This window comes from Kitasatospora sp. NPDC101108 (genome assembly GCF_055584725.1).
Window position 1 is genome coordinate 364,937 of sequence record NZ_JBVJLM010000003.1, and the last position, 11,628, is coordinate 376,564.

Below are 11,628 nucleotides of genomic sequence, written 5' to 3' on the forward strand. Positions count from 1 at the left end.
CAAAGGCCGCCGGGCCCCGGAGCGGTGTGCTCCGGGGCCCGGCGGCAGTGGTACGGCGGGGAGTGGGCGTCAGTCGTCGCCGCGCAGGCTCGCGATGAGACGCATCATCTCGATGTAGATCCACACCAGCGAGAAGGTGAGCCCGAAGGCGGCGCGCCACGCCTCCTCCTGCCGGGCACCCCGGGCGATCGCCTCCTCGACCTCGTTGAAGTCCAGCGTCAGGTAGAACGCGCCGATGGCGACGCCGAGCAGGCCGATGCCGAAGCCCAGCGGGCCGCCCCAGGTGTTGAGGCCGCCGCCGAATGCCCAGGCGATGCAGTTGACCAGCAGCAGCCCCGAGAAGCCCAGGCCGATCGCCAGGCCGATCCGGCGGAACTTCGAGCTGACCCGGAGCCGGCCGCTCCTGTAGACGTACAGCGTCGCGCCGAAGACCACCGCCGTGCCCACGACCGCCTGGATCGCGATGCCGGACCAGATGGTGTTGAGGACGTGGGTGGTCGCGCCCAGCGCGAAGCCCTGGAACGCCGCGTAGGCCAGGACCAGCGCGGGACTGATCTTCTCCCGGAACTGGACGACCAGGCCGACGATCGCGGCGACCAGCGAGGCGCCGATCGCGAAGCCGTAGTTCTCGAACGGCAGGGTCAGCCAGGACACCGCGCCGGCCACGACCACGGTCAGGAGCGTCATGGCGGTGCGGGCGACCACGTCGTCGAGCGTCATCCGCCCGGTGGTCAGCGGGCCGGCCGACGGCCCGCCGTACATCTGGTGGAGCTGCTCGTCCGTCAGCGGGCCCGGCCCCTGGGGCTGGGCGTACTGCGTCCCCGCGTAGGGGTTGCCGTACGGGGCCCCGGCCTGACCGCTCGTTCCGAACCCCGCATAGCCGGGCTCGCGGGTGAACGACCCTTCCCGCGAGAAGACCGGGTTGCTGCTTCTCATTGCTCATTCCCTCCGTGGCGGCACTGCACCGCCCGTGCACCAGGGTAATGGCTTGGCAAAAATTGCGGGATACGCCGTGAGGAGGATCCGGTGAACGACTCCCGGCGGGGACGCCGGTGGCGCCCCCGCGGGTCGTGTGCGGTGCCCGGAGCCGGACTCGAACCGGCACGGCCTCGCGGCCAAGCAGTTTTAAGCTGCCCGTGTCTGCGTTCCACCATCCGGGCGTCCTGCGAACCACCCCTGAGAGTAGTCGCCCGGATCACCCTTTCGCATGTTCCCGGCCCGGGAAGTTGTCATGTTTCCTTGCCATCTGACGAACTGTTCGGGATTCGGCCACGAAGCACGGCGATTCCGGCCACCGCCCGGCCACCACCCCGGACCTCAGGGTTACCGTCATACCGCAGGAGGAGGGTGCCGACCCTCCCTACACCCAGCGGTGGTCGGGCCAACCGTCCGGCGGATCGACGCCGGACCATGATCACGTAATGGAGCATGGAGGTACGAATCCGCGTACCGACAAGGAGCTCCCCCGTGACCACGCCGACCGCAACCGCCGTCCGTACCGGACCGGCGGCCGCCCGCGCCACCGGTCTGAACAAGGTCTACGGGGAGGGGGAGACCCGGGTCGTCGCCCTCGACAACGTCAGCGTGACCTTCCCCCAGGGCGAGTTCACCGCCATCATGGGCCCCTCCGGCTCCGGCAAGTCCACCCTCATGCACTGCATGGCCGGCCTGGACACCGTCTCCTCCGGCTCCACCACCATCGGCGACACCGAACTCGTCGGCCTCAAGGACAAGCAGCTCACCCAGCTGCGCCGCGACCACATCGGTTTCATCTTCCAGGCCTTCAACCTGCTCCCCACGCTGACCGCCCTGGAGAACATCACCCTCCCGATGGACATCGCCGGCCGCAAGGCCGACCAGGCCTGGCTCGACCGCGTCGTCGACACCGTCGGCCTCTCCGGCCGTCTGAGCCACCGCCCCTCCCAGCTCTCCGGCGGCCAGCAGCAGCGCGTCGCCTGCGCCCGCGCCCTCGCCGGAAAGCCCGACATCATCTTCGCCGACGAACCCACCGGCAACCTCGACTCCCGCTCCGGCGCCGAGATCCTCTCCTTCCTGCGCAACTCCGTGCGCGAACTCGGCCAGACCGTCGTCATGGTCACCCACGACCCGGTCGCCGCCTCCTACGCCGACCGCGTCGTCTTCCTCGCCGACGGCCGCATCGTCGACGAACTCCACGCCCCCACCGCCGACACCGTCCTGGACCGCATGCGCCGCTTCGACGCCAAGGGCCGCACCAGCTGACACCCGGCCCGCACGCCCGACGCCTTCGAACCTCCCCAGGACACCTCATGTATCGCACCGCACTGCGCAACGTGCTGGCCCACAAGGGCCGACTGCTGATGACGGCGCTGGCCGTCATGCTCGGCACGGCGTTCGTCGCCGGCACCATGGTCTTCTCCGACACCTTCGGCAAGGCCCTGCGGGACAGCAACTCCAAGAGCTACTCGGACATCGCCGTCCAGGTCGTGGACCGCTCGGCCGGCTCCAAGGCCTCCGCCAGGGAGAAGAGCGAGGGCGACTCCGCCAGGCTCACCGACGAGACCGTCCAGCAGCTCGCCTCGCTGCCCGGCGCGGCGGGCGCCCGCGGGGTGGCCGGCGGCTTCACCGGGGTCGCGGACAAGAAGGGCAACCTGATCGGCCAGGTCTGGGCCGCCAGGGGCGCCAACTTCGCGCCGGGCCAGGACGGCAAGGACCCGCGCTACCCGATGGCCGAGGGTCAGGGCCCGAAGGACGCCAAGGAGATCGCCCTCGACCGCAGGACCGCGGACAAGGCGGGCTACAAGGTCGGCGACACCGTGCGGGTGGCCGCCAACGGACCGGTGATCGAGGCGAAGCTCACCGGCGTCTTCACCACCGACGACCCGGTGGTGAACACCGGCGGCACGCTCACCCTGTTCGACAGGGCGACCGCCCAGCAGACGCTGCTGGAGCCGGGCCGCTACAGCAGCATCGTGCTCACCGCGAAGCCCGGCACCTCCCAGGACGAGCTGCTCGCCCAGGTCGAGCCCAAGGTGACCGGCCGCCAGTTCGACGTCGAGACCGGCACCAAGCTGCAGGCGGACGAGCAGGCGCAGATCACCCAGGGCACCGACAGCATGCGCACCATGCTGCTGGTCTTCGCCTTCATCTCGCTCTTCGTCGGCATCTTCATCATCGCCAACACCTTCACCATGCTGGTCGCCCAGCGCACCAAGGAGCTCGCGCTGCTGCGGGCGATCGGCGCCAGCCGCAAGCAGGTGACCCGCTCGGTGCTGATCGAGGCGCTGGTGATCGGCACCGTCTCCGCGGCGGCCGGTCTGCTGGCGGGCGTCGGGATCGGCGCCGGGATGCAGTCCCTGATCGGCTCGCTGAACGAGAACATGCCGAACGGCTCGCTGGTGATCAAGCCGGTCACCGTCGTGGTGACCCTCGTGGTCGGCGTCCTGGTGACGGTCCTGTCCGCCCTGCTGCCGGCCGTGCGCGCCGCCCGGATCGCCCCGGTGGCGGCGATGAGCAGCGGCGACCAGCCGACCAGTCAGAAGAGCCTGGTGGTCCGCAACACCATCGGCTCGGTGCTCGCTGGCGGCGGCCTGGCGCTGATCGGCTACGGCGCCTCCACCGGCAACGACACCGGCCGGCTGCCGGTCGGCGCGGGTGCCTTCCTGGCCCTGATCGGCGTGTTCGTCCTGCTGCCGCTGCTCTCCCGCCCGGTCGTCGCCCTGCTCGGCCCGCTGCTGCGGGCGCTGGGCGGCACCCCGGGCAAGCTCGCCCAGCAGAACGCGGTGCGCAACCCGCGCCGCACCGCGGCCACCGCCGCCGCGCTCACCATCGGGCTGACCCTGGTCACCGGCCTGACCGTGCTCGGCACCTCGATCGGCGACACCATCGACCGGGCCGTCACCAAGTCGATGAAGGCCGACTACATCGTCTCGACCGCCAACGGCATGAACCTGTCCGGGCAGGTGCCCGCCCAGATCGCCAAGGCCCCCGGCGTCGCGGCCTCCTCGCCGATGGCCTCCGCCTACTGGAAGCTCGACGGCACCTCGAAGGCGATCAGCGGCCTGGACGCGGCCGCCTTCGAGCAGCTCGCCGAGATCAAGCTGACCAGCGGCTCCGCCGACGCGCTCGGCAAGGGCCAGCTGCTGGTCGACCAGGACGTGGCCACCAAGTTCAACGTCAGCACCGGCTCGACGATGACCGCCACCTTCCCGGACGGGTCCACCGGCCCGCTCACGGTCGGCGGCGTGTACGAGAAGGGCGGGATGCTCGGCCCGGTCCTGCTGGCCAACAGCGAGATCGCCAAGCACGACCCGAAGCCGTACGTCGCCGACGTGCTGGTCAAGGGCAAGGACGGCGCCACCCCGGAGCTCAAGCAGGCGCTCAAGGACGCCACCGGCGCCAACCCGGTGATCGAGGTCAAGTCCAAGCAGGACGTCCGGGACGACTTCAGCCAGGCCATCACCTTCGCGCTGAACCTGATGTACGGCCTGCTGGGCATGGCGGTCCTGATCGCCGTCCTCGGCGTGATCAACACGCTGGCCATGTCGGTCTTCGAGCGCAAGCGCGAGATCGGGATGCTGCGGGCGATCGGCCTGGACCGCCGCGGCATCAAACGGATGGTCCGGCTGGAGTCGGTGGTGATCTCGCTCTTCGGCGCCGGGATCGGCCTGCTGCTCGGCTGCTTCATCGCCTGGGCGATCAACGGGACGCTGAAGTCCAGCCTGGCCGGCCTGACCACCGTCGTGCCGTACGGCCAGCTGGCGGTGTTCCTGGGCCTGGCCGGACTGGTCGGCCTGGTGGCCGCGATCTGGCCGGCCCGCCGGGCGGCCAAGCTGGACATCCTGGAGAGCATCAAGACGGACTGACGCCCCGTCCGTCCACCCCCGCCCCCGGTCGCACGCGCGGCCGGGGGCGGTCCCGTGGAAGGCCGTCCGGGACACGGCAAGAGCCCCTGCCGGAGGGTTTCGGCAGGGGCTCTTCTACTGCTGTACTCCGCCCGGTCGCACGGCCGGCTGAGCACCACGGAGGTCGTGGTCCGGCGACACTGCCGGGCGGAGGGCCTCCGACTCATACCCCGGCGCTCCCACACCGGGGTCCAGTCGCTTACTTGCTGGCGAGCTCCTTGTCGGCGGCCGGCTTCGCGGCCTCGACGGGCTTGGTGGGCGGCGTGACCTCCTGGATCGGAAGCTGCGGGTTCTCCATCTGGGAGAGGCCCACCGCCTCGCGCTTCAGGAACATCGCGAGGGTCCAGTCGGTGAAGACCCGGACCTTGCGGTTGAAGGTCGGCACCATCGCGCCGTGGTACAGGCGGTGGAACCACCAGGCCGGACGGCCCTTCAGCTTGTACTTGCCGAAGAGGATCGCCACGCCCTTGTGCAGGCCGAGACCGGCGACCGCACCCAGGTTCTTGTGCTTGTACTCCTTCTGCGGGAAGCCCCGCATGCCGGAGATGACGTTGTCACCGAGGACGACGGCCTGGCGGCAGGCGTGCTGGGCGTTCGGCGGGCACCAGGCGCCCTCGCCGGCGGCGAGGTCCGGGACCTGGGCGTTGTCGCCGGCGGACCAGACGTAGTCGAAGCCCTGGACCTGCAGGGTCGGCGCGGTGTCGACGTGGCCGCGCGGGCCCAGCGGCAGGCCGAAGTTGGCCAGCACCGGGTTCGGCTTCACGCCGGCCGTCCACACGATGGTGGCGGCGTCCATCTCCATGCCGTTCTTCAGCATGACGTGGCCGTCGATGCAGGAGTCCATCGAGGTCTCGATGTAGACCTCGATGTTCCGCTCCTCCAGCTTCTCCTTGGTCCACAGACCGAGGTCCGGGCCCATCTCGGGGAGGATGCGGTTGGCGGCCTCGACCACGACGAAGCGCATGTCGTCGCGGCTGACCGTCTTGTACAGCTTCGCGGCGTCGCGCGCCATGTCCTCGATCTCGGCGACCGTCTCGATGCCGGCGAAGCCGCCGCCGATGACGACGAAGGTCAGGGCCTTGCGGCGGACCTCCTCGTCCGAGGTGGACTCGGCCTTGTCGAGCTGAGCCATGACGTGGTTGCGGAGGCCGATGGCCTCCTCGACCGTCTTCATGCCGATGCCGTTCTCCGCCAGACCCGGGATCGGGAAGGTGCGGGAGACGGAACCGGTGGCGACGACCAGGTACTCGAAGGGCAGCTCGTAGCTGTCGCCGGCCGCCGGCTGGATGGTCGCGACCTTGCGGGCGTGGTCGATGCCGGTGACGGACCCGGTCAGCACCTCCGCCTGCTTCAGGGTCTTGCGCAGCGGCGCGACGAGGTTGCGGGGCGCGACGTTGCCGCCGGCCGCCTCGGGGAGGAAGGGCAGGTACGTCATGTACGACCGCGGGTCCACGACCGTGACGGTCGCTTCGCCGTAGCGCATCTTCTTGAGGATGCGCATCGCGGCATACAGGCCGACGTAACCACCGCCGACAATGAGGATGCGAGGACGCTCCGTGGTGCTCATATCCGAAAGTATCCAGCACCGTCCGGAGCAGCCTTCGTGAGCCCGGTCACAAGCTCGTGGACACCCCGTGCTACACTTCGCGCCCCCAAAAACGACACCGGCGCACCGGTGCACGGCCCCCGGCAGCCCCTCATGAACGTGCGCCGGAGCACTACCCGGCTGAGCAGCAACGATCCGTACAGGGCCCGGGTTCCCGCTTGTGATTTCGATTTTCAAACCTCAGCCGAGGCCTGACCTGCGATCCAGCGGGCCTCGTCGACGGCAGGCCTTCGGTCCCACAATTCGGACGTAGCGGGCGGCAGGGTGGGGCGAATGGTCGGATCGTCATGTGAAGAAATTCACGAACTTTTCCACCCGCGCCCGGGCGCGCCCCGGCCCCGGCACCCGCAACGGGGTGCCGGGGCCGGTTCGGTAAGCCCTGCAGGGCGTCAGGAGGCCATACTCCAGGCGATGCCGTCCAGGATGTCGTGCTCGCTCACGACCAGCTCGGCGGCGCCGGTCCGGTCCATGATCTCCAGCAGCTCCAGCGCACCGGCCGCGATCACGTCCACCCGGCCCGGGTGCATCGAGGGGATCGCCGCGCGCTCGGCGTGGGTGGCGGCCAGCAGCTCGCGGGCGATCTCCGCGACCCGCTCGCGGCTGAGCCGGGAGTGGTGGATCCGCTCCGACTCGTACCCGGGCAGGTCCTGGGCGATCGCGGACACCGTGGTGACCGTCCCGGCCAGGCCGACCAGGGTGGCCGCGCCGGTCAGCGGGACGACCTCCTCGGCCTTGTCCAGCTCGGCCCGCACGTGCGCCCGGGCCTCGGCGATCTGCTCCTCGGAGGGCAGCTCGGCGCCGCCGAAGTGCCGCTCGGTCAGCCGCACGCAGCCGATGTCCACCGAGCGCGCCGCCTGCACGTCCGTCCCGCCGAGCACGAACTCGGTGGAGCCGCCGCCGAGGTCGAAGACCAGGTAGGGGGCCGGGAACTGGCCGCCGGTCAGCTCCTTGGTGGCGCCCACGAAGGACAGGTGGGCCTCCTCCTCGCCGCTCACCACCTCCGGCTCGACGCCCAGGATGTCCCGCACGCCCTTGACGTACTCGTCGCTGTTCTCGGCGTCCCGGGAGGCGCTGGTGGCGACGAAGCGGGTGCGCTCCGGGCCGACGCCGAAGCCGGTGATGATCTCCCGGTACTCCCGGCAGGCCGCGAAGGTGCGGGCCAGCGCGTCGGGGTGCAGCCGGCCGGTCCTGTCCACGTCCTGACCCAGCCGGTTGATGATCATCCGGCGGTCGAGGTCGGTGATCTCGCCGGTCTCCGGGTCGAGGTCGGCGACCAGCAGCCGGATCGAGTTGGTGCCGCAGTCGATCGCGGCCACCCGGGTCATGGTCACTCGGACTCCTGTTCCGCCGCGGAGGCCGCGGACTCCTCGGCGGCGCGCTTGGCGGCCCGCTCGGCGGCCTTCTGCTGCTTGGCCGCGATCACGGCCTCGTGGTCCTGCTCCTTGGCGCGGTTGCGGGCGACCCGCTCACCGGCGGCCTGGACCTCGGCCGGGGACACGCACGGGCCCTTGGCCCACCAGTCCTCCAGCATGCCGATGGCCTCGTCGCCGAGCGGGTTGACGCCCTCGCCGGCCGCCAGCGAGTGGCCGACCAGCACGTGCAGGCACTTCACCCGGTCCGGCATGCCGCCGGCGCTCGGGAAGCCCTCCAGCACCTCGATCGCGTCGCGCCGGGCGATGTAGTCCTCGTGCGCCTTCTGGTAGGCGGCGGCCAGTTCCGGGTCCTCGGCGAGCCGGGCGGTCTGATCCTTCATCACGCCCTCCGCCTCCAGGGTGCCGATCAGCGAGGCGGCCTTGGGGCAGGTCAGGTAGTACAGCGTCGGGAACGGCGTGCCGTCCGGCAGGCGGGGGGCCGTCTCCACGACGTCGGGGTTGCCGCAGGGGCAGCGGTGCGCCACGGCGCGCAGGCCGCGCGGCACCCGGCCGAGCTGGGCGGCGATGGCCGCGACGTCGGCGTCGGAGACGGCGGGGTGGTTCTCAGTGGTCATGGGGGGCGGGGTCTCCAACGGGGAACGGTGGGAGCGGACGGGGGGTCGCGGGGGCCAGCGCGGCGGTGTCGGCGGCGTCCACCGAGTCCCAGATGCTGGCGTACCAGGGCTTGGCGGTGTCCGGCCGGCCGGCCGCGGCGGCGGACGGGCCGCCCGGGGTGGCGGCGGCGGACGGCTGGGCGGCCGCGCCGGACGGGTCCGCCGCGATGTACGGGGTCTCGCCCGGCACCGCGTAGTGCAGCCGGGCGCGGGCCTGCGCCTTGACGTACTCCGGATCCTGCCAGCGGGCCTTGTCCCGGCGCAGCTGCTCGACCTGCTGGCGCGCGTGGTCGGCCTTCGCCCGCTGGGCGGAGATCTCGGCGCGCTGGGAGATGAACTGCCGCGTCGGGTAGGCCAGGATCGCCACCAGCGAGCAGAGCACCAGGACGAGTACGGTCGCCCGGCTCGTGAACCGAGGCCGGGCCGCCAAGCCCGGGATCCTCCAGCCAGCCATCTCCCGTATCCCCTCCTGGTCGCGACGGTGCCCCGCCGTCCACCCTACGGGGTGTGCGGCGGGGCACCGGTCAGGCGTGCGCTGGTGCGGCGGCTCAGCCCTCGTACTTGAACCGCGGGAAGGCGCCGCGGCCGGCGTACTCGGCGGCGTCGTCGAGGATCTCCTCGATGCGCAGCAGCTGGTTGTACTTGGCGACGCGCTCGGAGCGGGCCGGGGCACCGGTCTTGATCTGGCCGCAGTTGGTGGCGACGGCCAGGTCGGCGATGGTGACGTCCTCGGTCTCGCCGGAGCGGTGCGACATCATGCAGCGGTAGCCGTTGCGCTGGGCCAGCTCGACGGCGTCCAGGGTCTCGGTCAGCGAGCCGATCTGGTTCACCTTCACCAGCAGCGCGTTGGCGGTGCCGGTCTCGATGCCCTTGGCCAGGCGGGCCGGGTTGGTGACGAACAGGTCGTCGCCGACCAGCTGGACCTTGTCGCCCAGCTTGACGGTCATGGCCTTCCAGCCGTCCCAGTCCGACTCGTCCAGCGGGTCCTCGATGGAGACCAGCGGGTAGGCGGCGACCAGCTCGGCGTAGTACTCGATGAGCTCGGCGGACGACAGGGCCTTGCCCTCGAACTGGTAGGCGCCGTCCTTGAAGAACTCGGAGGCGGCGACGTCCAGGGCCAGCGCGACGTCACGGCCCGGCACGTAGCCGGCCTTCTGGATGGCCTCGGTGATGAGGTCCAGGGCCTCGCGGTTGCTGTCCAGGTTCGGCGCGAAGCCGCCCTCGTCGCCGAGGCCGGTGGACAGGCCGCGCTCCTTCAGCACGCCCTTGAGGGTGTGGTAGACCTCGACGCCCCAGCGGACGGCCTCGGAGAAGGACTCCGCGCCGATCGGGGCGATCATGAACTCCTGGATGTCGACGTTGGAGTCCGCGTGCGAGCCGCCGTTGAGGATGTTCATCATCGGGACGGGCAGGACGTGCGCGTTCGGGCCGCCCAGGTAGCGGAACAGCGGCAGGTCGCTGGCCTCGGAGGCGGCGTGCGCGACGGCCAGCGAGACGCCCAGGATGGCGTTGGCGCCGAGCGAGGACTTGTCCGGGGTGGCGTCCAGGTCGAGCATGGCCTGGTCGATCAGGCGCTGCTCGGTGGCGTCGTAGCCGACCAGCTCCGGGCCGATCTGCTCGATGACGGCCAGGACGGCCTTCTCCACGCCCTTGCCGAAGTAGCGGTTCTTGTCGCCGTCGCGCAGCTCCAGCGCCTCGAAGGCGCCGGTCGAGGCACCCGACGGAACAGCGGCACGACCCGTGCTGCCGTCGTCGAGGCCGACCTCGACCTCGACCGTGGGGTTGCCGCGGGAGTCGAGGATCTCACGGGCTACGACGACATCGATGGACGGCACGAAGCATCTCCTTGCGGAAGCAGGGTCCGGCTCGACGGTGGCGCTGTCGGCCGGAGGATTGCGGAGTCGTTACGACCAGAGCCTAACCGCCCGGGCTCCCGGGACCACGTCGACCTCGGCTCCGTCTCAGCGTGTGGCCCCACTACCCACCGGTAGTTCACCTGCTTGTCCCAGCTTGTCCCACCTGAGCGGACGAAGGCGGACGAAGGAGGGCGCGGGCGGACGAAAGGGGGCCGACCGGTCGGTCGGCCCCCTCCGCCGGGTCTCAGCCGAGGTGCAGGACCTGGCCGGGCACGATCAGGTTCGGGTCCCCGCCGACGGTGCCGCGGTTGCCGTCGTACAGCGCCTGCCAGCCGCCGGACACGCCCTGGGCGGCGGCGATGCCCGACAGGGTGTCACCGGAACGGACGGTGTAGTCGTGGCCGGTCTGCGGGGCCGGGGCCGGCTGGGCGGCGCGCGGAGCCGCGTGCTTCGGGGTGTACTGCTGGACCGGCTGGGTCTCCGGCTGCTCGGCCTTCTTCGGCGCGGCGTGCTTCGGCACGTACTGCTGGACCGGCTTCGGGGCGGCCTTGGGGGCCTGCCGCTTCGGCGTCTGCTGCTTGGGGGCGGACTGCGCCTTGGTGTCCGAGGAGGTGTCCACGGCCGCGGGGGCACCGCCCTTGCTCAGCCCGGCCTTCATGGAGCAGACCGGCCAGGCGCCCGGGCCCTGCGAGGCGAGCACCTTCTCGGCGACCGAGATCTGCTGGGCCCGGCTGGCCTGGTTGGCCTGCGGCGCGTAGGCGGTGCCGCCGTACGCCTTCCACGTGCTGGAGGTGAACTGCAGGCCGCCGTAGAAGCCGTTGCCGGTGTTGATGCTCCAGTCGCCACCGCTCTCGCACTGGGCGACGGAGTCCCAGGAGGAGGCCGGGGCGGCGGAGGCACCGGTGGCGGTGAGGAGCGGCAGCGCGAGTCCGACGCCGGCCACACCGGCGACGGCGATGGCCTTCTCGGCCTGGGTGCGACGGCGATGACGGCCAGATCCAACGAGCAGCATGAAGAAGTCCCTCTCCGCACGCCTGCGAGGTGAGCTGTCGGGTTCGGACCGGGAGGTGGCCCGGCCGCCGGCGGCGGAAACGATTCCGCTCGGGCGGCTTCACCCCAAGCCGTGGAGGGACGGCAACAAACCTGGTTCCCCCGCCCCTGCCCAGGGTCTGGTCGGTTTCCCGTGGCGCGGCGGGCAGGATTCGGCGTTCCGCGCACGGGGTCCGCAGCTGCGAACTCCAGGGAGACTAGACAGAT

General features: G+C 71.1%; 9 protein-coding genes, 1 tRNA gene and 1 riboswitch. Of the genes, 2 read left to right on the forward strand and 8 right to left on the reverse strand.

From position 1 onward, the window contains the following. Positions 1 to 69: 69 nt before the first annotated feature. Together ACZ6Z8_RS09940 and ACZ6Z8_RS09945 are read right to left on the reverse strand one after the other, a co-directional pair. A complete protein-coding gene (locus ACZ6Z8_RS09940) occupies positions 70 to 936 on the reverse strand; it encodes a Bax inhibitor-1/YccA family protein (protein ID WP_465607995.1) in 867 nt (288 codons plus the stop codon). Between the two features lie 142 nt (positions 937 to 1,078). Then, positions 1,079 to 1,160: transfer RNA gene (locus tag ACZ6Z8_RS09945), tRNA-Leu, on the reverse strand. A 268-nt stretch (positions 1,161 to 1,428) separates the two neighbouring features. On the opposite strand from ACZ6Z8_RS09945, the gene ACZ6Z8_RS09950 reads away from it, so the two are divergent. Then, positions 1,429 to 2,241 (forward strand): ABC transporter ATP-binding protein, encoded by an 813-nt coding sequence (locus ACZ6Z8_RS09950; protein ID WP_465607997.1) that lies wholly within the window; start codon positions 1,429 to 1,431, stop codon positions 2,239 to 2,241. A 47-nt stretch (positions 2,242 to 2,288) separates the two neighbouring features. Continuing rightward, a complete protein-coding gene (locus ACZ6Z8_RS09955) occupies positions 2,289 to 4,844 on the forward strand; it encodes an ABC transporter permease (protein WP_465607998.1) in 2,556 nt (851 codons plus the stop codon). A 238-nt stretch (positions 4,845 to 5,082) separates the two neighbouring features. Here the strand turns inward: ACZ6Z8_RS09955 and ACZ6Z8_RS09960 are convergent, their stop codons facing one another. From ACZ6Z8_RS09960 to ACZ6Z8_RS09985, 6 genes are all read right to left on the reverse strand, one after another. Beyond that, positions 5,083 to 6,450 carry an NAD(P)/FAD-dependent oxidoreductase gene (locus ACZ6Z8_RS09960; protein WP_465608000.1) on the reverse strand — a complete coding sequence of 456 codons (1,368 nt, stop codon included), beginning with the start codon at positions 6,448 to 6,450 and terminating at the stop codon, positions 5,083 to 5,085. A 428-nt stretch (positions 6,451 to 6,878) separates the two neighbouring features. Beyond that, positions 6,879 to 7,814, reverse strand: coding sequence for a Ppx/GppA phosphatase family protein (locus ACZ6Z8_RS09965; RefSeq protein ID WP_465608435.1), 936 nt, complete (start codon positions 7,812 to 7,814; stop codon positions 6,879 to 6,881). Between the two features lie 2 nt (positions 7,815 to 7,816). Next, positions 7,817 to 8,494: a DUF501 domain-containing protein gene (locus tag ACZ6Z8_RS09970; protein ID WP_465608002.1), complete on the reverse strand. Its 678-nt coding sequence runs from the start codon at positions 8,492 to 8,494 to the stop codon at positions 7,817 to 7,819. Beyond that, positions 8,466 to 8,945 carry an FtsB family cell division protein gene (locus ACZ6Z8_RS09975; protein WP_465608003.1) on the reverse strand — a complete coding sequence of 160 codons (480 nt, stop codon included), beginning with the start codon at positions 8,943 to 8,945 and terminating at the stop codon, positions 8,466 to 8,468. The genes ACZ6Z8_RS09970 and ACZ6Z8_RS09975 overlap by 29 nt, the downstream gene beginning before the upstream one ends. 118 nt (positions 8,946 to 9,063) lie before the next feature. Continuing rightward, the gene (gene eno / locus ACZ6Z8_RS09980) at positions 9,064 to 10,350 is read right to left on the reverse strand and encodes a phosphopyruvate hydratase (protein ID WP_465608004.1); all 1,287 of its coding nucleotides are present in this window, start codon (positions 10,348 to 10,350) and stop codon (positions 9,064 to 9,066) included. A gap of 265 nt (positions 10,351 to 10,615) precedes the next feature. Then, positions 10,616 to 11,383: a transglycosylase family protein gene (locus tag ACZ6Z8_RS09985; RefSeq protein ID WP_465608005.1), complete on the reverse strand. Its 768-nt coding sequence runs from the start codon at positions 11,381 to 11,383 to the stop codon at positions 10,616 to 10,618. A 5-nt stretch (positions 11,384 to 11,388) separates the two neighbouring features. Beyond that, a riboswitch (cyclic di-AMP (ydaO/yuaA leader) is annotated at positions 11,389 to 11,556 on the reverse strand. Between the last annotated feature and the right edge of the window lie 72 nt (positions 11,557 to 11,628).